The organism is Streptomyces sp. NPDC101490, assembly GCF_044767145.1.
GTDB lineage: Bacteria > Actinomycetota > Actinomycetes > Streptomycetales > Streptomycetaceae > Streptomyces.
On the sequence record NZ_JBIWNI010000003.1, the window covers coordinates 113,901 to 132,903 of the forward strand.

A 19,003-nucleotide genomic window follows, 5' to 3' on the forward strand; every position below is an offset into this window, starting at 1 on the left:
GCATCCGGGTTTTCCGGGTCAGTCCCGTTCCACGTCGACCGTGGTCAGGGACGCGTACCGGGCCGGGTCGGTGCGGCGGATGCGGAGGGCCACGGCGAGACCGGCGGCGAGGACCAGCGGGAGGGGGACGAGGAGGGCCGTGTTCACCGCGCCGGTGCGGCCGGTGAGGAGGTCGAAGTGGACGACCGCGAGGACGGTGAGGACCGCGAGGCCCGCACAGGACACCAGGGGCGCCCAGACCACCCGGAACGCGGAGAGGCCGCGCCGGTCGCGCCGGAAGTAGGACCAGACGGCGAGCGCGGCGAGCGCCTGCATCCCCATGATGCCGAGGACGCCGACGCTGTTGGTCCAGAGGAAGACCTCGCCGTACGGGTCGGCGGCGAGGAGCACCCCGGCGCCGATGACGGCGGTGTTGAAGACGGTCTGGGCGACGACGGCCCCGCCGGGCGAGCCGTGCCTGCCGGAGACCTTGCCCAGCCGCCGGGGCAGCAGGCACTCCCGGCCGAGGGCGTAGAGGTAGCGGGCGGCGGCGTTGTGGAAGGCGAGCGTCGCGGCGAAGGCGCTGACGACGATGAGCCCGTGCATGGCGTCGGCCAGCCAGGGGCCCGCGTACAGTTCGGCGGCGCGGAAGGTCAGATCGGGGCCGTCGGCGGCGCGGGCCATCTCGACGGCCCGGTCCGTGCCGAAGGCGCCCATGATCAGCCAGCAGCCGAGGGAGTAGAAGACGGCCAGGAAGCCGATCGCGAGGAAGGTCGCGCGGGGCACGGTCCGGTGGGGTTCGCGTACCTCCTCGGCGAAGATCGCGGTGGCTTCGAAGCCGGTGAAGGCCCCGATGACCAGCACGAACATTCCCGCGACCCCGCCCGCCGCGAGCGTCGAGGGGGAGAAGGAGGCGGGGTCGAGGGCGGCGGTGCCGCGCTCGCCGAGGATGCCGCCGTCCATGACGACGAGCGAGAGGACCTCCAGGACCAGGGCGATCCCGAGGACCTTGGCGCTGAGGGTGACCTTGAGCCAGCCGAGGACGCCGACGCCGAGGACACAGATCCCGGAGAGCAGCCACCAGGGCACGTCGACGCCCGTGGAGTCCCGGATCGACCCGGCGGCGAAGTAGCCGAAGGCGGCGGCGACACCGGGGGTGACGAGGTTGTACGAGACCACGGCGACGTAGGCGGTGCCGACGCCGAGGGTACGGCCGAGGCCCCGGGCGACGTACGCGTAGAAGGCTCCCGCGTTGCGGACGTGCAGGCTCATCGCGGTGAACCCGGCGGCGAAGAGCGCGAGCAGGGCGCCGGAGACCAGATAGGCGAGCGGGGCGCCGGGGCCGCCGATGCCGATGGCGAAGGGCGCGACCCCGGCCAGGACGGTGAGCGGCGCGGCGGCGGCCACGACGAAGAACACCAGGTCGAAGGTGCCGATCCGGCCGGAGGCGAGCTGTCCGGTGGCGGGGGCCGGGGTGGCGGACGGGGTGATCCGGGGCGGGGTGTCGGTGGTCATCTCGCGGCTCCGGCGGACGGGTGGGGGGCGGACGGGGGTACGGGGTGGGGGTACGGGTCGTCGGTGAAGGGGCCGACGACCCGTCCGGCGTGCAGGACGAGCAGACGGCGGGGATGGGCGGCCACGGCCTCCGCGACCGAGCCCGCCGCGACCGCGACGAGGTCGGCGCGGCTGCCGGGGGCGAGGCCGTACCCGGTGAGGCCGAGGGCGGCGGCTGCCCCGTCGGTGACGAGGGAGGCGGCGGCGGCCAGTTCGGCGTCGGTCATGAGTCCGGCGCGGAGGCCGATGACCGTGGCGCGTTCGAGCATGTCGGCGGTGCCGTAGGGCCACCAGGTGTCACGGATGTTGTCGGAGCCCGCGAAGACCCGGACGCCGTGCTCGCGCAGGCGGGTGACGGGCGGCATCGGACCGCTGGGCCCGTTGGTCATGATCGCGACCCCGGCGGTGGCGAGGGCGGCGCAGGTGCGGTCGAGTTCGGCGTCGCCGACCTCGCCGAGGGCGTAGGCGTGGCTGACGGCGACCGTGCCGCCGATGCCGAGGGCGGCGGTACGGGCGGCGATGTCCCGCAGTTGGGCGGTACCGGCCTCGCCGCCGTCGTGGAGGTGCAGGTCGATGCCCTTGCCGTGCCGTGCGGCGAGACCGAAGACGATGTCGAGCTGGCCGTCGGCGTCGCCGTCGAAGCCGAGGGGGTCGAGCCCGCCGACGAGGTCGGCGCCGTCGGCGAGGGCCGCGTCGAGGAGGTCGGCGACGCCGGGGGCGGTGACGACACCGCTCTGCGGGAAGGCGACGAGCTGGATGCCGAGCCGGTCGCGGAAGTCCTCGCGGACGCCGAGGAGAGCGTGCAGATGGCCGAGTCCGGTGTCCGGGTCGACGTCCACATGGGAGCGGACGTGGCCGGTGCCCAGGGAGACCATCCGGCGGGCGAGGGCGGCGGCCCTGACGGCGACGGGTACGTCCTCGGTGTGCCGGGAGGCCCGTTCGGCCTCGATCTGCTCGCGCAGGGTGGCGGTGGCGCGGTGCGGGCGCCAGGGCGCGCCGAGGAGGGTCTTGTCGAGGTGCGCGTGGCCGTCGACGAGGGCGGGCAGCAGGAGCACGCCGCCCAGGTGGAGCGCACCGGGAGGCAGGGGGCGGCCGGGGACGTGGTCCTCGACGGCGTGGACGAGCCCGTCGCACAGCCGCACGTCGGCGGCGCGGCCGTCGGGAAGGGTCACACCGACGAGGAGGGCGGGACGCTCGGGGCCTGTCGGGCTGCTGGGGTCGGTGTGGCCGACAGGTTCGATGTGGCCGACAGGTTCGATGCGGTCGGCAGGTCCGGTGTGGCTGGTGGGTCCAGTGTGGCCGACAGGTCCGGTATGGCCGGTGGGGCAGGTGTGGTCGGTGGGGACAGGGCTGGTCGGCGGCGGGGCCGGGGCCTCGCTCATGGCTGCTCCTTCGCGGATTCCATTCGGCTCGAAGGAGCCTGTCGAGGTCTCCCCTGGTGAGCGCGGTGCGGCGCCAAGCTAGCTGGTATACCGAATACCAGGCAATGGTTTACGTCGGCTGAGTTTCCGGGGCCCTTCCCCGCCTCCGGCCCCCGCGCCCCGGCACGGCCCCGTCTGCGAAGATCGGAGCAGCACGGCCCCGGGCACCGCCCGCCGCCTCCCCGGGCACCCGCCCCCGGCACCGGCCGGGCGCCGCCCCCACGACCACCGCCCCCGCCCGTCCCGTCTGGAGCCGCCCGATGACCGTCCACCGCCCCGCCGACCGCGCCGCCACCATCGGGGACACCCACACGTCCCTGCGGGAGCGGGTCTACGTGGAGCTGCGCGAGCGGATCATCGAGGCGGAGTACCCGGCGGGCATGCGGCTCGTGGAGCGGGAGATCGCCGACGAGCTGCGGGTCTCCCGGGTGCCGGTGCGCGAGGCGATGCAGCGTCTGGAGACGGAGGGGTTCCTGTCGGTGCAGCCGCGCCGGGGCTCGGTGGTGGCGGACTTCGGCCCCGAGGAGGCCGCGTACCTCTTCGACGTACGGGAGAACCTGGAGGGGCTGGCCGCCCGCCTCGCGGCGCGGCACGCCGACCCGGCGCGGCTGCGGGACCTGGAGCGGCTCCTGGCGAGGGCCAGGAGGGCGGCGGAGTCCGGGCGGCTCCGTGAGGCCGTCTCGCTCAACGCCGACTTCCACCGGCGGATCGTCGAACTCTCCGGGAACCCGCTCCTGGTGGACCTGATGGCCCCGCTCGACTCACGGCTGCGGCGGCTCTTCCGGCTGACCTCGGCGCAGTCGGACGGCGAGCCGATGTGCGGGGCGCACGAGCGCCTCTACGAGGCGGTCCGGGACGGCGACGAGGACGCGGCGGAGGCACTGGCCCGCGCCCATGTCGCGGACACCCGTGCCTCGACCGCCCGTCTGCTGTCCGCCAAGGCCGGGACCCCGCACGGGACCCCGGACGCGGAGACGGAGACGGGGACGGGGACGGACGGGGAAACGGAGACGGACGGGGAAACGGCTGCGGAAACGGCTGCGGAGACGGACGCGGGCTGAGCCCGTCCGACCCCGGAGCGACCCCCGCGACCGGCCGGGCGCCCGGCACGGGACGGACCGGGTCGCGGGGACGAGCACCAGAAGGGCGCGGGCCCGGCCCCGAGAACCGTCAGGGGCGCGTGCCGCCGGAGCCGTTCGATCCGGCCCCGGCACAAGCCCCCGACGGTCCCTCAGAACGCGTCCCGCGCCAGTGCGTCCAGCGCCGTGCGGACCGCCGACAGGTCCTCGTCCGAGGCGAGGCCCGCGTGGTAGAGCCGCAGTTCGGTCGCGCCCTCGTCGCGGGCCCCGCGGGCGTCGTCGGCGAGGCGGGCGGGCGCGCCGCCCATGCCGGTGACGACGGGCAGGTTCACCGCGAGGACGGTGTCCCGGCGGGCGTGGGCCGCGAAGTGCGCGACCCGGGGCGGCCGGGCGACGACCCCGTCCGCGAGGCCCAGGACGTGCGCCGGGTCCGTACCGGTGTCGGCGCCGCAGCGGTACGGGTCCGGGTCGGCGTGCAGCAGGATCCGGAATCCGGGCGGGGCGGCGGCCCGTACGGCGGCGACGGCGGCCTCCTGGAAGGCGCGGGCGGTCCCGGCGCGCCAGGCCAGGGCCGGGCCCTCCAGGGCGCCGAGCCCTTCCACCGGTCCCGCCCCGGCCCAGACGGGCGCGAGGGCGGCGCGCACGGCGGCGGCCAGTTCGTCCGGGTCGGCGCCCCCGGCCCCGTACCCCTCGCGGCAGGAGGAGCAGAAGCAGAGCGACATCAGGTACTGCTCCCGGTCGCCCAGCGGGACGCCGCCCGTCTTGTCGTGGGCGTGGAGGTGGGCGAGGCCGTACCAGCCGCAGGACTCCAGTTCGGTGCCGGAGGCGCCGGGCCGTACGGCGGCCTCGGCGGCCAGGTCCGCCAGGAGGGCGCGGACCTCGGGGCGGCCGACGCAGGGGGCCCAGGGGTAGCGGTCGCCGTAGGCGTTGACGACGGAGGTCTCGGGATGTTCGGCGCCCAGCCGGGAGTTGTGCGCCAGGACGACCCAGCTGTGCACGTCGAGGCCGGTGGCGGCGAGGGCGTCGGCGGCCCGCCCGTAGGCGTCGCCGGGGGCCCACTCCCCCGCCGGGTACGGGTGGAGCGCGCGGCCCGCCCAGCGGTCCGGATCGGGCGGGTAGAGCACGGCGGCGTGGGCGGCGGTGACGATCCGGTGGGCGGGGTGGCGGGGGGTCAGGGCGCGGGTGGAGTGGTAGGCGGCGGCGAGGGTGACCTGCGCGAGGCCGAGTCCGGCGAGGAGGCCGGGCGCGGCGGGGTCGCCGTCGACGTCCCAGGGGTAGACGAACGCTCCGGCCCTCACGCTCCGGCCTCCCGGACGAGACGGCGGGCGCGGGCGACGAGCCGGAGGAGTTCCTCGACGTGCTCGGGCGCGGGTTCGCTCAGCGGCGGCCGCACCCCGCCGACGTCCTGACCGCCTTCCCGTACCGCCGCCTTGACGAGCGAGACGGCGTATCCGCGTCCCTTGTCGCGGAGTTCGACGAGGGGCCGGTAGAAGACGTCGACGAGCCGGTCCGCCATGGTGTCGTCGCCGGTGGTGAGGGCGCGGTGGAAGGCGAGGGCGAGGTCGGGGGCGAAGCAGAAGGCGGCGGAGGAGTAGCGGGTGACGCCGATGCCCCGGTAGGCGGTGGCGGTGAGTTCGGCGGTCGGCAGGCCGTTGAAGCAGAGCAGGCCGAGGCCCTCGGAGCGGACGGCGCTGACGATCCGCTGCATCAGGCCGAGGTCACCGACACCGTCCTTGAGGCCGATGATCCCGTCGGTGCGGGCGAGGGCGACGGCGGTCCCGGGGGTGAGGACCGCGTTGTCGCGCTGGTAGACGATGACGTCGAGCGGGGTGGCCGCGGCGAGTTCGGTGTAGTGGCGGAGGAGTCCCGCCTGGTCGGCGACGACGAGGTAAGGCGGCAGGGCGAGGAGTCCGTCGGCGCCCGCCTCCTCGGCGAGCCGGGCGTAGCGGACGGCAAGGGCGGTGCCGTAGCCGGTGCCCGCGACGACGGGCACCCGGCCCCCGGCCGCCTCGACGGCGGCGGCGACGCAGTCCCGGAACTCCTCGGGGGCGAGGGCGTGGAACTCGCCGGTGCCGCAGCAGGCGAAGACGGCCCCGGCCCCGGCGTCCACGCCCGCGCGCACATGGGCGCGGAAGGCGTCGAGGTCGACGGAGCCGTCGGGCGCGAAGGCGGTGACGGGGAAGAACAGCAGGCCGTCGAGCCGGTCGGCGAGCGGGGCAGGGGTCACGGGGGCTCCCGGGGAAGTCCTGTGCGCACAGCCGTCCTGTGCACAGTCCTGACTGTCATCCATATGCTTGAACAGCATCCCCGCGCACGCTAGTTCAGCCCGTCCGAGCCGGTCAAGGACGGAACCGGACGACAGGACCCGCCCCTTGACGCCCCTTCGGAGCCTCCCTAGCGTGTCCACGGTTGTGAATGGCACCCAGCTGAGGGAATGAGTCCCATGTCCGCACCCCGCACCGTTCTGCTCACCGGCGCCGCCGGAGGCATCGGCACGATGATGCGGGAGCTGCTGCCCCCGTACGGCCACGAGCTGCGCCTCCTGGACGTCCGGCCGGTGCCGGGCGCGCCGGACGCGGTCGTCGCCGACCTCGCGGACCGCGCCGCGCTGCGCGAGGCGGTCCGGGGCGTGGACGCGATCGTGCACCTGGCGGGTATCTCCCTGGAGTCGACCTTCGAGAAGGTCCTCGCGGCCAACGTCACCGGGACCCACCATCTGTACGAGGCGGCCCGCGAGGAGGGCGTCCGGCGGGTCGTCCTCGCCTCCAGCAACCACGCCGTCGGGTTCACCCGGCGCCCGCGCGGGGGCGAGCCGCTCGTCCCGGTCGGCACCCCGCACCGGCCCGACACCTTCTACGGGCTGTCCAAGTGCTTCGCCGAGGACCTGGCCCAGCTCCACTGGGACCTGCACGGCACCGAGACCGTCTCCGTCCGGATCGGCTCCTGCTTCCCCGAGCCCACCTCGGTGCGGATGCTGTCCACCTGGCTCAGCCCCGCCGACTGCGCCCGGCTGCTGCACGCGGCCCTGACCGCCGAGGACGTCGGCCACACCGTGGTGTACGGCTCGTCCGCCAACACGCGCGCGTGGTGGGACCTCTCCACCGCGCGGGCGCTGGGATACGTGCCCCGGGACGACTCGGAGCCGTACGCGGAGCGGCTCGTGGCCGCGCACGGGCTCCCCCCGGAGGGCAGCGCCGAGGACCTCTACGTGGGGGGCGGCTTCTGCGTGGACCCGCCCCGGTGGCCGCACTGAACGGGCGGGCGGCGGACCCGCGCGGGACCCGGCCGACTGATACGGGGGAGCCGGCCAGGTCCCGGGCCACGGGAGCGCGAGCGCTCCTGACCCACCCACCGTAGGCCCGGCCGAAGATCATCGCGAGCCGCGGAACGCGGCACCTGTCCGGAATGCGCGGCGAGGTGCGCCGGGAGGCACGCGGGGCGCGGAGGCACCGGGCGGGCGCGTGACGGGGTGCCGCGCGGGCCCGTGGCCGTCCCCCGCCGGGGCGGCGCGGCGGCCCGCCACCGGCACCACCGCCGCCCGCTCCACCCGGACCGTTCTCCCCGGCGGCCCCGCGCCACCGGCGGCCCGTGCCGTCAGCGCCCCGCGCGCAGGGTGCGGGACGGGGACTCGCCGTACTTCTCCCGGTAACGCGCCGCGAACCGCCCCTGGTGGCCGAAGCCCCAGCGCCAGGCGACCTCGCTCACGCTCACCTCGTCCGGCGCGGCGGCCCGCAGCTCCTCGCGGACCCGGTCGAGCCGGACCTCCCGCACGTACGCCATCGGGGACATCCCCACGTACTCCCGGAACGACTCCTGGAGGCGGCGCACGCTCACCCGGGCCAGGGCGGCGAGTTCGGTGGTGGTGAACGGGTGCTCGGGCCGCTCCCGCACCGCGTCCATCACCCGCTTGACCGGGGCGGGGCGGCGCGGCTCCCCCGGGTGCGCCAGCGCATCCCGCCAGGGGTGTTCGGCGGCGAGCAGCAGTCCGTTGAGCAGGGCCTCCTGGAGCGGGCCCGCCACCAGCTCGTGCCGGGCCAGGCCCTCCCCCACCAGCGCCTCGGCGGCGACCCGGCGGGCGAAGCGGACCCAGCTCAGACCGGGCCCCCGGGTGATGTCCAGGGCGGGCGCGAAGGCGAGCGGACCGCGCGGCGGACGGCCGACGAGCTGTTCGAGCCGGTCGCGCAGGGCGTCGGCGCCGACCTTCACGGCGAGCGTCCGGCAGTCCCCGCTCCACCGGTCGAGGAAGGTGTCCCCCGCCGGGTCGAGCAGCAGGGCCCGCCCGGCGGTGGCGACCACCGGCGAGCCGCCCTGGCGCATCTCCATCGTGCCGCCGAGCGGCGCGTTCAGGTGGTACGCACCCAGCTCGCCGAAGCTCATCCGGACGTCCGTCCCGCAGCTCAGGTCACCGATGACCAGCGGGCCGAGCACGACGATGTCGAAGCGCGCCGCGAAAGGGCGCCGCTCCCGGTCGACGACGTCCATCCGGCTCGTGTAGTAGCGCGCGTCCAGTTCCTCGCGCGCCTCGTCCACGTCCCGCGTCCGGAAGCGGCTGCCGTCCACGGGGCCCGCCGGAACCCCACCGTCCCCTGTTCCCACTGGTCACACCAGCCTTTCAACCCCCACCGCACCCACCGTCGAAAGAATATTCATAGGACGGATCCGACCGGGAACGGCAGGATGCCCGTCATGCCACGACCCCATGGGTCCGCCCACGAGGAGCGCCGGGACGGCTCCGTCGTCCTCACCCACCTCGGCCGCACCGCGGGCGTGCCGCGCGGCGCACGTGCCGCGAAGTTCCTCGCCGAGGCCGGGACCGGGAACGCCCAGCCGGCCGTGGCCCGCTGGACCGGGGCGCACCGCTTCGGCGACGAACGCCAGGCCAGGGACCGTCCCCGTCACCGGAGTGGCCGAACGGGACGGAAGTAAGGGAACGGCAAAGGTGCCCGGTTCGTTACCCCTGGCATGACCGCAATGACCCCCGGCTCGAACATCCCTCTCACCGCCGCGCGCGTGGCGGTGGACGTCGCCGCCCCCGTGCGGCTCGACGTCTCGGGCCTGCTGCTCGGTGCCGACGGCAAGGTCCGCTCGGACGACGACTTCATCTTCTACAACCAGCCGTCCGGACCCGGTGTCACCTACCGCTCAGGCGGCGGCACCGCCCCCGACGCGATCCTGGTGGACACCGCCGCCCTGCCGGCCGGTGTCGAGCGGATCGTCGTCACCGCGAGCCCCGACGCCGCCGGACAGACCTTCCAGGGCGTCGAGCCCACCGCCACCCTGCGCAACGCGGACGACGGCAGCGTCCTCGCCACCTTCACCCCGCCCCGGCTCGCGGGTGAGACCGCGCTCGTGGTCGTCGAGCTCTATCTGCGCAACGGCGCGTGGAAGGCCCGCGCCGTCGGCCAGGGCTACGCGAACGGGCTCGCGGGCATCGCGACGGACTTCGGCGTCTCGGTGGACGACACGCCCGCCGCCGCCCCGGCGGCCCCCGCGCCCGCCGCCCAGGCCGCACCGCCGGTCGCGGCGCCGGTGGCCCCGCCCGTCGCCCCGGCCGATCCCCGGATCGCGGCCCCCGTGCCGCCCGCTCCCCCGGCCGCCGCCGCACCGGTCTCCACCGGCAAGATCAACCTCGACAAGGGCCGGGTCAGCCTCCAGAAGAACCAGACGGTGTCCCTGGTCAAGAACGGCCGCCCGCTGCTGTCCCAGGTCAAGATGGGCCTCGGCTGGGAGCCCGCGTACCGGGGCAAGGACATCGACCTGGACGCCTCCGTCATCGCGTACGGCCCCCAGCGCAACCACCTGGACAGCTGCTACTTCGGCAAGCTGGCCATCCTGGGCGGCTCCGTCAAGCACTCCGGCGACAACCTCACCGGTGAGGGCGCGGGCGACGACGAGGTGATCGTCGTGGACCTGGGACGGCTCCCGGCCGAGGCCACCGGCCTGGTCTTCACCGTCAACTCGTTCTCCGGCCAGAAGTTCACCGAGGTCGCCAAGGCGTACTGCCGGCTGATGGACGCGGCGACCGGTGAGGAACTGGTCCGCTTCGACCTCACCACCGCCGAGCCGCAGACCGGCGTGATGATGGCCAAGCTGATCAAGCAGTTCAGCGGTGAGTGGGAGATGACCGCCATGGGCGAGTTCGTGAAGTCGCGGACCGTCCGGGGCATGGTGAAGCCGGCCGCGCAGGCACTCTGAGCGACCGGCCCGCCGGACGCGCCCCGGGTCCCGTCCGACCCGGGGCGCCGTCCTGCCCGGGGTCGGACGGGACCCGCCGGGCCGGAAGGAACGGTCCGGGGAACGGCCGGGAGGGCAGCTCCCGGAGAGCAGCCCGGAGGGGAACGGCTAGGGCGTGTTTCGAAAGTGGCGCCGTCTGCCCGGAGGGCAGGCCTGGCGGCGTCTGGTGCGTGCGATCGCAAGGCGGAGGGTCGCCCCGATACTGGATGTATCGGGGTGATCCCGACAACGCGGCGAGCGTGCGTGCCAGGCGTCGCCAGGCAGGCGGGACTTTCGAAACACGCCCTAGGAGAACAGGGCGCTGTAGGCGTTGAGGGCGGGCTGGCCGCCGAGGTGGGCGTAGAGCACGGTCGAGTCCCCGCCGATCTCCCCCCGGTCCACCAGGTCGATCAGGCCCGCCATCGACTTCCCCTCGTAGACGGGGTCGGTGACCATGCCCTCGGTGCGGGCGGCGAGCCGCATCGCGTCGAGGGTGGCCTCGTCCGGGATGCCGTACACCCCGCCGTGGTAGCGCTCGTCCAGCTCGACGTCCGCCTCCGTCACCGGGCGTTCGACACCGATCAGGGCGGCGGTGTCCCGGGCGATCCGGGTGACCTGCCCGTGCGTCTCCACCGGCTTCGCGGAGGCGTCGATCCCGACGATCCGGCGGGCCCTGCCGCCCTCCTCGGCGAGCGCGGCGAAGCCCGCCACCATGCCCGCCTGGGTGGAGCCGGTCACCGAACAGACGACGACGGTGTCGAAGAAGACGCCGAGCTCCCGCTCCTGCTCGGCCACCTCGTACGCCCAGTTGGCGAAGCCGAGGCCGCCGAGCCGGTGGTCGGAGGCGCCCGCCGGGATCGCGTAGGGCTTCCCGCCGCCCTCCTCGACCTCGCGCAGGGCCTGCTCCCAGCTCTCCTTGAAGCCGATCCCGAAACCGGCCCGCACCAGCCGGACGTCGGCCCCGGCCAGCCTGCTGATCAGGATGTTGCCGACCTTGTCGTAGACCGCGTCCGGCCAGTCGACCCAGCTCTCCTGGACGAGCACGCAGCGCAGCCCGGCGCGGGCGGCGACGGCGGCGACCTGACGGGTGTGGTTGGACTGGACCCCGCCGATGGAGACGAGGGTGTCGCAGCCCTGCGCGAGGGCGTCCGCGACCAGGTACTCCAGCTTGCGGGTCTTGTTCCCGCCGTACGCGACGCCGGAGTTGCAGTCCTCGCGCTTGGCCCACAGGGTGGCGCCGCCGAGGTGGTGGCTGAGCCGTTCGAGGGGGTGGACGGGCGAGGGCCCGAAGAGGAGCGGATAGCGTTCGAAGTCGGTGATCGGCAAAGCGGCTCCCGGTGAGTGACGGCTGCTGGTCGACGTTCCTGGACGCGCTACGGCCCCGGCGGCGCGGCTCCGGACCCGCCCACGGCCCCTGACGGGCGGGACGCACCGGACGCTCCGGACGCGGACGGCCCCGAGCGTCCGGGCGGCCCGGGCGGGAGTGGCGCACCCGCCTCGGTCCCCGTCCCGGGCGGTGCCGGTATCCCCGTGACCTCGGCGACCTCGATGGCGTCGTCCGCGAGCTGTTCGAGGGCGGCCCATATCTCCGTGGTGACCCGTACCGCCTCCGCCGGGTCCCCCGCCTCGCACGCCTCGATGAGCCGGGCGTGCAGCTCGGCCGAGCCACAGCTGCCCGCGTCGCCGAAGAGCCGCCGCTCGACGCGGCGGATCAGGGGGGTGTACCGGGCGATCGTCGCGGCGGCGGCGTGGTTGCCGCTGGCGATGACGAGCACCTGGTGCAGCTCGTCGTCGGCGCGCAGGGCCGCCTCCACGTCGGAGGCGCGGACGGCCGCGGCGAAGCGCTCGTTGGCCTCGCGCATGGTCCGGATGCCCTCCGGGCCGAGCAGCGGCACACCGGTCCTGGCGGCGAGTTCGTGCATCACCCGCACCACCGAGGCGGCGTCCCTGACGACCCGGCTGACCGGCCGGGTCACCCGGGTGTAGCTCTGTGGCTTGGACTCGACGAGTCCTTCGTCGCCGAGCCGGGCCAGGGCCTCGCGCACGGGTGCGCGCGAGAGCCCGAGCCGTGCGGCGAGATCGGCGTCCTTGAGGGGGGCGCCGGGGGCGAGGTCACCGCGCACGATGGCCTCGCGCAGCGCCTCGTAGGCGCGGTCACGCAGCAGGGTCCGGCCCACGGGCCGTAAGGCGTCCATGGACTGACATGTTAGATGTCAGTCCATGGAGCTGACCAGGGGTCGGTTCCGGCCTCAGCGGCGGGGCTGGCGGCGCCAGGGTCCGGTGACGGCCACCATGATGCCCGGTTCCTGGATGTTGGCGAACAGCGTGTCACCGTCCGGCGAGAAGGTGACGCCGGTGAACTCGCTGTCGTTGAGGTCGTTCCGGGCGATCGGGTACGTACGGCCCGAGTCCGTGGCGCCGAAGAGGTGCTGGACCCCTTCGCCGTCCTCGGCGATGACCAGCCCGCCGTACGGGGAGACCGTGATGTTGTCGGGGCCGTCGAAGGCGCCGTCCTCGTCCGGGTTCGCGTTCACGCCGAGCAGCACCTTGAGGGTGAGGGTGCGGCGCTTGGGCTCGTAGAACCAGACCTGGCCGTCGTGCGCGGCGCCGGGGCTCTCGGCGCGCGCGTACGAGGAGACGACGTAGGCGCCGCCGTCGGCCCACCACATCCCCTCCAGCTTGCGGGCCCGGGTGACCTCACCGGCGGCGAACTGCTTGCGGACGGAGGTGGTGCGGCCGTCGCGGTCGGGGACGTCGACCCAGTCCACCCCGTAGACCGTGCCGATCCGGGTGGCCCGGGACAGGTCGTCCACGAACCGGCCCGCCGGGTCGACGCACTTGAACGCCTGGAGCACCCCGGCGTCGTCGGCGAGGGCGCGGAGCCTGCCCCGGCCGTGCTCGAAGCCCTTCGGCGGGGTCCAGCGGAAGAGCAGCCCGTTGGGGTTGGAGGCGTCCTCGGTGAGGTACGCGTGGCCCCGCTTCGGGTCCACGACCACGGCCTCGTGGTCGTAGCGGCCGAAGGCCTTGACCGGCTTGGGGGCGCGGTTGGCCCGCCGGTCGCGCGGGTCGACCTCGAAGATGTAGCCGTGGTCCTTGGTCATGCCGTTGACCCCGGCGCGGTCGGAGTTCTCCTCGCCGGTCAGCCAGGTTCCCCAGGAGGTACGGCCGCCGGCGCAGTTGGTGGAGGTGCCCGCGAGGCCGACCCACTCGGCGACGGTGCCGTCGCGGTGCACCTCGACGACCGTGCAGCCGCCGGAGGCCGCCGGGTCGTAGACGAGTCCCTCGGTGAGCGGCACGGGGTGGGCCCACTTGTCGCGGGTGCCCTTGAGCTCGTGGTTGTTGACCAGGTACGTGGTGCCGCGCGGGCCCGCGAAGGCCGCGGTGCCGTCGTGGTTGGAGGGGGTGAACTCGCCGGACTCCAGACGGGTCACCCCGCTGTGGGTGACGACGCGGTACGAGAATCCGGCCGGGAGCGCCAGCATCCCCTCGGGATCGGCGAGGAGCGGCCCGTAGCCGATCCGGTGTCCGTGCCCGTGGTCGTGCCCGTGGCCGTGGTCCTTGTCGTGGCCGGGGCCGTACGCCTCGGGCTCGTCGGAGGCGAGGGCCTCGGGCGCGGTGGCGAGGGCGCCCACGACACCGGTGAGGGCGAGCCCGGCACCGGCGACGGCGGACTGCTTGGTGAACTCTCTGCGGTTGAGGGGCATGGTGTGGCGTTCTCCCTGTGGTGGCCGATTCTCGCGGGCCACCCTCCCGCGCCGCCGCGAACGGCGTCTGAACACCACGGGAACACCGCCGGTCACGACCGGTGGCGGTGCGCCGTGCGTACGTGGCCGGGGTCGGGCCGGTGCCCCGCGCGGGCCGCCACCCGACGCGGGGCGAGCCCGACGCGGGGCGAGCCCGACGCGGGGCGAGCCCGACGCGGGGCGAGCCCGACGCGGGGCGAGCCCGACGCGGGGCGAGCCCGACGCGGGCCCGCGCGTCCGCGCGGCGGGCCCGTGCGCCCCGTCCGGTCAGTTCGAGCGCTGGGAGCGGGCCTTGAAGGCGGCCTTGCGGGCCTCCTTCGCCGAGGTCTTGTCCCGGTGCAGGCGTCCCATCGCCTCCAGGACCTCCGCCGTCGCCGGGTGCGGCACCCGCCAGGCCGCCTCGAAGAAGCCGCTGTGCCGTCCGGTCAGCCCCTCGACCAGCTCCTGGAGTTCCTCCAGGTCGCCGTCCGCGTCGAGCTGGGCGGCGATGGTGTCGATCGCCAGCCAGAAGACCATCGACTCCGGCGGCGCGGGCACGTCGGCGGCGCCGCGCTCGGCGAGCCAGACCCGGGCCAGGCCACCGAGTTCGGCGTCGTCCAGGACCTCCCGTACGGCGGGCTCCGCCTCCGGGCCGACCAGGGACAGCGTCTGCTGGCAGTGCAGGCGGCGCAGCGGCGATCCGGCGTCCGCGCCACGGGCGGCGTGCAGCAGCTCGCGGGCGGCGGTGAGCGCGTCCCGGCCGACCAGCCAGGCGGCGGTCTCCTCGCGCGCGGCGGCCTCGGGGTAGACGGCGATGCCGTCGAGGAGCGCGTCGGCGCCCTTGTCGGCGAGGTCGCCGACGGCGGGCGCGTCGACCCCGGCGTCCAGCATCCGGGCCCGGACGCCGTAGAGGCCGAGCGGGGTGAGGCGGACCATGCCGTAGCGGGTGACGTCCTCGTCGTCGACGGGCGGCGCGGGCTCCTCGCCCTCCTCGGCCATCAGCGCCTCGTCGACGGGCTGGTACTCGACGAGCCCGATGGGTGCGAGCAGCTGGAACTGCTCGTCCAGCCGCATCATCGCGTCGGAGACCTGCTCCAGGACGTCGTCGGTGGGCTCGCCCATGTCGTCGGGGACGACCATCGAGGCGGCGAGGGCGGGCAGCGGCACGGGGCCTTCGTCGGGCGCGGCCTCGCTGACGGTGAGGAGGTAGAGGTTGCCGAGGACGCCCTCCAGGAACTCGGCCTCGCTCTCGGGGTCCCAGTCGAGGGCCTCGATGTCGATCTCGCCGTCCTCGCCGACGAGTGCGTCGAGGTCGTCGATGACGGGGGCGACGGCGTCGCCGAAGACGGCGTCGAAGCCGTCCAGCCAGAGCGCGAGGACGTCCTGGGGCGAGCCGCCGGTGACGACGGCGAGGTTCTCGCCGGGCGCGGCGCTGCCGGGGGTGTCGCCGTCCTCGCCCTCGGTGCCGTCCTTGACCTCCACGAGGCCGGTGTCGACGGCGAGCCGCCAGGCGTCGCCCGCCGCCAGTTCGCCGTCCTCGTCGGGGGTGAGGCCGAGGAGCGCGGCGGCCTCGGGGAGCTGCTCGTCGACGAGTTCGCCGCCCGCGTCGACCCGGGTGTCGGGACCGGCCCAGCGGGCGAGCAGCACCGCCCGCGCGAGGAGGGGGGCGGCCAGGGCGTCCCGCGCCAGCTCCGCGTCCGCACGGAGCCGAACGGGGGGAAGGGTGGGGTGCTCCGCTGACATGTGGGGGCTCCTCGACGGGGACGTACGGGGGTGGAAGGACGAAGGGGGCTCAGGGGACGGGCCCGGAGCACCGCTCTCAGCGTAGACGCATCCGGGAGGGCGTCCGCCGGTTCATGTGTCCGTCAGCCTTCGTACACCCGTCGACCCTTGACAAGTCGGTGCCTCTGCAAAGAGATTGACGCGCGTAGATGATTCTGCCGTTCCTCCAAGCACCCCCGGAGCCCCCTGATGCCTTCCTCCATACCGAGAGCTGCCGGCCGTACCGTCGCGCGGTCCGCCGCGGTCTCCGCCGTCGTCGCCTCCGCCCTCGCCGCCGGTCTGCTCGGCGGTTCGTCGAGCGCCGCGGCGGACACCGCCGCCGGTGTCCGCATCCATGACATCCAGGGCACGACCCGCACCTCCCCGCTCGTCGGCCAGCAGGTCACCGGGGTGACGGGCATCGTCACCGGTGTCCGGACCTACGGTTCGCGCGGCTTCTGGATCCAGGACCCGGAGGCGGACGACAACCCGGCGACCAGCGAGGGCGTCTTCGTCTTCACCAGCTCCGTTCCGACGGTCGCGGTCGGCGACGCGGTCAGCGTGAACGGCACGGTCACCGAGTACGTCCCGGGCGGCCTGGCCTCGGGCAACCAGTCGCTCACCCAGCTGTCGCGGCCGGTCGTCACGGTGCTGTCGAAGGACAACCCGGTGCCCGCCCCGGTGACGATCTCCGCCTGGTCGGTGCCGGACCGGTACGCCCCCGAGGGCGACCCGGCGGCGGGCGGCTCGGTCAACGGCCTGACGCTGAACCCGAAGAAGTACGCCCTGGACTACTACGAGTCCCTGGAGGGCACCAACGTCCGGATCGGCTCCTCGCGCGTGGTCGGCGCCACCGACCCGTACGCGGAGCTGTGGGTGACGGTGAAGCCGTGGGAGAACCGCAACGTGCGGGGCGGCACGGTCTACGGCTCGTACGACTCCCAGAACACCGGGCGGCTCCAGATCCAGTCGCTGACCCCGCTCGCCCAGCAGCCGTTCCCGGTGGCGAACGTCGGCGACCGGCTGACCGGCACCACCGAGGGCCCGCTGGACTTCAACCAGTTCGGCGGCTACACCCTGACGGCCCGCACCCTCGGCACGGTCGTCGACCGGGGCCTGGAGCGCGAGACCACGGCGAAGCAGCACCGCAACGAACTGGCCGTCGCCACGTACAACGTGGAGAACCTGGACCCGGGCGACCCGCAGACGAAGTTCGACGCGCTCGCGAAGGCGGTCGTGGAGAACCTGTCCGCGCCCGACGTCATCGCCCTGGAGGAGATCCAGGACGACAACGGCGCCAAGAACGACGGCACGGTCTCCGCCGAGCAGACGGTCAAGAAGTTCACGGACGCGATCGTCGCGGCGGGCGGTCCGGCGTACGCGTGGCGCTCGATCGCCCCGGAGAACAACAAGGACGGCGGCGAGCCCGGCGGCAACATCCGTCAGGTCTTCCTCTTCAACCCCGAGCGGGTCTCCTTCACGGACCGCGCGGGCGGCGACGCGACCACCCCCACCGGGGTGACCGGCACCAAGGGCCGGGCCGCGCTGACCCTCTCCCCCGGCCGTGTCGACCCGGCGAACACCGCCTGGGACTCCAGCCGCAAGCCGCTCGCGGGCGAGTTCGTCTTCCGCGGCCGGACGGTCTTCGTGATCGCCAACCACTTCGGCTCGAAGGGCGGCGACGAGTCCATCGTCTCGCACCACCAGCCGCCGAACCGCTCCTCCGAGGCGAAGCGCCTCCTCCAGGCGCAGTCCGTCAACACCTTCGTGAAGCAGATCCTCGCGGTCGAGAAGCAGGCGGACGTCCTCGTCCTCGGCGACATCAACGACTTCGAGTTCTCCGGCACGACGAAGGCGCTGACCGACGGCGGCGCGCTGTACCCGGCCGTGAAGTCGCTGCCGCGCGGTGAGCGCTACTCGTACGTGTACCAGGGCAACAGCCAGGTCCTCGACCAGATCCTGACCAGTCCGGGCGTGCGTCACTTCACGTACGACAGCGTCCACATCAACGCGGAGTTCGCCGACCAGAACAGCGACCACGACCCGCAGGTCCTGCGCTTCCGCCCGTAGGCCCGTCAGCACCGCTGATCACCGGCGATCCTTCAGCGGTGCTTACGCCCCGGACCAAGAAGATCTAAGTGGACCTTCAAGGTCCGGGGCGCCCAGACTTTCCGGATGGACACCGCACGCCCCTTCGGCCGCGCCCTGTGCGCGATGATCACCCCGTTCACGTCCGCCGGCGGACTCGACCTCGACCGGGCGGGTGAGCTGGCCGTCCGGCTCGTCGCCGAGGGCTGCGACGGCCTGGTCCTCAACGGCACCACCGGCGAGTCCCCCACCACCACCGACGCCGAGAAGACCGCCCTGGTCCGCGCCGTCCGGGCGGCCGTCGGCCCCGGACCGCACGTCGTCGCGGGCGTCGGCACCGCCGACACCCGGCACACCGTCGCGCTCGCCCGCGCGGCGGAGGAGGCGGGCGCCGACGGACTCCTCGTCGTCACCCCGTACTACAGCCGGCCGCCCCGGCAGGCCGTCGAGGCGCACTTCCTGAAGGCCGCCGACGCCACCGGACTGCCGGTGATGGTCTACGACATCCCGGGCCGCACCGGCACCCGGGTCGCCCCGGAGAGCCTGCGGCGACTCGCCGCCCACCCCCGGATCGTGGCGGTCAAGGACTGCGCCTACGACCTGCTCGGCTCGGCCCGGCTGATCGCGGAGACCCCGCTCGCCTACTACTCGGGCTGCGAGGAACTGAACCTGCCCCTGTACGCGGTCGGCGGGGCCGGATACGTCAGCACGGTGGCCAATGTGGCGCCCCGGCGGCTGCGGGCGGTCCTGGACGCCTTCGACGCGGGCGACACCGCGACGGCCGCCCGGCTCCACGCCCGGCTCCTGCCGCTGACCGAGGCGATGATGGCCGCCGGGCTGCCCGGCACGGTGACGGTCAAGGCGCTGCTCGGCGGGGTGCCCCGGGAACCGCTGCTGCCCGCCGACCGGGAGACGGCCGACGGGCTGCGCGCCCTGCTGGAGGCGCTGCTCCGCGAAGATCAGGCGGAGTCGGTGGTGTCGGTCCGGCCGAAGATCGCGGCGTGTTCGAGGACGTCCTCCATCGGGTCGTCGATCTGACCGGTGGAGATCAGGGCGATGTTCGGCCCGTTGTGCGAGTTGTGGTGCGTCTCGTCCGCCGCGGCGGTCCCGGCGGGCCAGAGCACCGCCGCCATCGTGAGCACTCCGGCGACCGTGGGCTTTCTCGTCATGTCGACTCCTCGCTCGT

The 19,003-nt window shown here is 74.4% G+C and carries 15 protein-coding genes and 1 pseudogene; 6 read left to right on the plus strand and 10 right to left on the minus strand.

Features of this window, described 5'->3' with window-relative positions:
* Nucleotides 1-18: 18 nt before the first annotated feature.
* Both ACIRQY_RS08200 and ACIRQY_RS08205 read right to left on the minus strand, forming a co-directional pair.
* Nucleotides 19-1,494: an APC family permease gene (locus tag ACIRQY_RS08200; protein WP_403922996.1), complete on the minus strand. Its 1,476-nt coding sequence runs from the start codon at nucleotides 1,492-1,494 to the stop codon at nucleotides 19-21.
* Nucleotides 1,491-2,915: an amidohydrolase gene (locus ACIRQY_RS08205; protein WP_403922998.1), complete on the minus strand. Its 1,425-nt coding sequence runs from the start codon at nucleotides 2,913-2,915 to the stop codon at nucleotides 1,491-1,493. Before ACIRQY_RS08205 ends, ACIRQY_RS08200 begins: the two co-directional genes overlap by 4 nt.
* 299 nt (nucleotides 2,916-3,214) lie before the next feature.
* Between ACIRQY_RS08205 and ACIRQY_RS08210 the strand changes: the two genes are divergently transcribed.
* Entirely contained in the window at nucleotides 3,215-4,015 is an 801-nt protein-coding gene (locus ACIRQY_RS08210; protein ID WP_403923000.1) for a GntR family transcriptional regulator, read from the plus strand.
* A 170-nt stretch (nucleotides 4,016-4,185) separates the two neighbouring features.
* Here ACIRQY_RS08210 and ACIRQY_RS08215 read toward each other — a convergent pair whose 3' ends face one another.
* Together ACIRQY_RS08215 and ACIRQY_RS08220 are read right to left on the minus strand one after the other, a co-directional pair.
* Nucleotides 4,186-5,331: a hypothetical protein gene (locus ACIRQY_RS08215; protein ID WP_403923002.1), complete on the minus strand. Its 1,146-nt coding sequence runs from the start codon at nucleotides 5,329-5,331 to the stop codon at nucleotides 4,186-4,188.
* Nucleotides 5,328-6,260: a 5-dehydro-4-deoxyglucarate dehydratase gene (locus ACIRQY_RS08220; RefSeq protein WP_403923004.1), complete on the minus strand. Its 933-nt coding sequence runs from the start codon at nucleotides 6,258-6,260 to the stop codon at nucleotides 5,328-5,330. Before ACIRQY_RS08220 ends, ACIRQY_RS08215 begins: the two co-directional genes overlap by 4 nt.
* A 216-nt stretch (nucleotides 6,261-6,476) precedes the next feature.
* On the opposite strand from ACIRQY_RS08220, the gene ACIRQY_RS08225 reads away from it, so the two are divergent.
* Complete coding sequence (locus ACIRQY_RS08225) at nucleotides 6,477-7,286, plus strand: NAD-dependent epimerase/dehydratase family protein (RefSeq protein ID WP_403923006.1); 810 nt, start codon at nucleotides 6,477-6,479, stop codon at nucleotides 7,284-7,286.
* A 341-nt stretch (nucleotides 7,287-7,627) separates the two neighbouring features.
* Here the strand turns inward: ACIRQY_RS08225 and ACIRQY_RS08230 are convergent, their stop codons facing one another.
* A complete protein-coding gene (locus tag ACIRQY_RS08230; RefSeq protein ID WP_403923008.1) occupies nucleotides 7,628-8,593 on the minus strand; it encodes an AraC family transcriptional regulator in 966 nt (321 codons plus the stop codon).
* 126 nt (nucleotides 8,594-8,719) lie between these two features.
* Between ACIRQY_RS08230 and ACIRQY_RS08235 the strand changes: the two genes are divergently transcribed.
* Nucleotides 8,720-8,959 (plus strand): hypothetical protein, encoded by a 240-nt coding sequence (locus tag ACIRQY_RS08235; RefSeq protein ID WP_403923010.1) that lies wholly within the window; start codon nucleotides 8,720-8,722, stop codon nucleotides 8,957-8,959.
* A gap of 36 nt (nucleotides 8,960-8,995) precedes the next feature.
* Nucleotides 8,996-10,228, plus strand: coding sequence for a TerD family protein (locus ACIRQY_RS08240; protein WP_403923012.1), 1,233 nt, complete (start codon nucleotides 8,996-8,998; stop codon nucleotides 10,226-10,228).
* A gap of 324 nt (nucleotides 10,229-10,552) precedes the next feature.
* On the opposite strand, the gene ACIRQY_RS08245 is transcribed toward ACIRQY_RS08240, so the two are convergent.
* The 4 genes and pseudogenes from ACIRQY_RS08245 to ACIRQY_RS08260 all read right to left on the minus strand — a co-directional run bounded on the left by ACIRQY_RS08245 (nucleotide 10,553) and on the right by ACIRQY_RS08260 (nucleotide 15,711).
* Nucleotides 10,553-11,572, minus strand: coding sequence for a 1-aminocyclopropane-1-carboxylate deaminase (locus ACIRQY_RS08245; RefSeq protein WP_351794724.1), 1,020 nt, complete (start codon nucleotides 11,570-11,572; stop codon nucleotides 10,553-10,555).
* 230 nt (nucleotides 11,573-11,802) lie between these two features.
* Nucleotides 11,803-12,441 (minus strand): annotated as a pseudogene (locus ACIRQY_RS08250) (GntR family transcriptional regulator); the annotation flags it as partial.
* A gap of 54 nt (nucleotides 12,442-12,495) precedes the next feature.
* The gene (locus ACIRQY_RS08255; protein ID WP_403923014.1) at nucleotides 12,496-13,950 is read right to left on the minus strand and encodes an alkaline phosphatase PhoX; all 1,455 of its coding nucleotides are present in this window, start codon (nucleotides 13,948-13,950) and stop codon (nucleotides 12,496-12,498) included.
* A 306-nt stretch (nucleotides 13,951-14,256) separates the two neighbouring features.
* On the minus strand, nucleotides 14,257-15,711 hold the full coding sequence (locus ACIRQY_RS08260) for a hypothetical protein (RefSeq protein ID WP_351794729.1): 1,455 nt from the start codon (nucleotides 15,709-15,711) through the stop codon (nucleotides 14,257-14,259).
* A 228-nt stretch (nucleotides 15,712-15,939) separates the two neighbouring features.
* Between ACIRQY_RS08260 and ACIRQY_RS08265 the strand changes: the two genes are divergently transcribed.
* Nucleotides 15,940-17,799, plus strand: a complete 1,860-nt coding sequence (locus ACIRQY_RS08265) for an endonuclease/exonuclease/phosphatase family protein (RefSeq protein ID WP_403923016.1) — start codon at nucleotides 15,940-15,942, stop codon at nucleotides 17,797-17,799.
* Between the two features lie 105 nt (nucleotides 17,800-17,904).
* Complete coding sequence (dapA, locus tag ACIRQY_RS08270) at nucleotides 17,905-18,855, plus strand: 4-hydroxy-tetrahydrodipicolinate synthase (protein WP_403923018.1); 951 nt, start codon at nucleotides 17,905-17,907, stop codon at nucleotides 18,853-18,855.
* On the opposite strand, the gene ACIRQY_RS08275 is transcribed toward dapA, so the two are convergent.
* The gene (locus ACIRQY_RS08275) at nucleotides 18,777-18,986 is read right to left on the minus strand and encodes a hypothetical protein (protein WP_351794736.1); all 210 of its coding nucleotides are present in this window, start codon (nucleotides 18,984-18,986) and stop codon (nucleotides 18,777-18,779) included. The two genes, dapA and ACIRQY_RS08275, sit on opposite strands and share 79 nt — an antisense overlap.
* Between the last annotated feature and the right edge of the window lie 17 nt (nucleotides 18,987-19,003).

Excerpts from the sequence above, each read along its gene's own strand:
- ACIRQY_RS08200 (WP_403922996.1), bottom strand. The coding sequence starts at position 1,494 with ATGACCACCGACACCCCGCCCCGGATCACCCCGTCCGCCACCCCGGCC.
- ACIRQY_RS08205 (WP_403922998.1), bottom strand. The coding sequence starts at position 2,915 with ATGAGCGAGGCCCCGGCCCCGCCGCCGACCAGCCCTGTCCCCACCGAC.
- ACIRQY_RS08210 (WP_403923000.1), top strand. The coding sequence starts at position 3,215 with ATGACCGTCCACCGCCCCGCCGACCGCGCCGCCACCATCGGGGACACC.
- ACIRQY_RS08225 (WP_403923006.1), top strand. The coding sequence starts at position 6,477 with ATGTCCGCACCCCGCACCGTTCTGCTCACCGGCGCCGCCGGAGGCATC.
- ACIRQY_RS08235 (WP_403923010.1), top strand. The coding sequence starts at position 8,720 with ATGCCACGACCCCATGGGTCCGCCCACGAGGAGCGCCGGGACGGCTCC.
- ACIRQY_RS08240 (WP_403923012.1), top strand. The coding sequence starts at position 8,996 with ATGACCGCAATGACCCCCGGCTCGAACATCCCTCTCACCGCCGCGCGC.
- ACIRQY_RS08255 (WP_403923014.1), bottom strand. The coding sequence starts at position 13,950 with ATGCCCCTCAACCGCAGAGAGTTCACCAAGCAGTCCGCCGTCGCCGGT.
- ACIRQY_RS08260 (WP_351794729.1), bottom strand. The coding sequence starts at position 15,711 with ATGTCAGCGGAGCACCCCACCCTTCCCCCCGTTCGGCTCCGTGCGGAC.
- ACIRQY_RS08265 (WP_403923016.1), top strand. The coding sequence starts at position 15,940 with ATGCCTTCCTCCATACCGAGAGCTGCCGGCCGTACCGTCGCGCGGTCC.
- dapA (WP_403923018.1), top strand. The coding sequence starts at position 17,905 with ATGGACACCGCACGCCCCTTCGGCCGCGCCCTGTGCGCGATGATCACC.
- ACIRQY_RS08275 (WP_351794736.1), bottom strand. The coding sequence starts at position 18,986 with ATGACGAGAAAGCCCACGGTCGCCGGAGTGCTCACGATGGCGGCGGTG.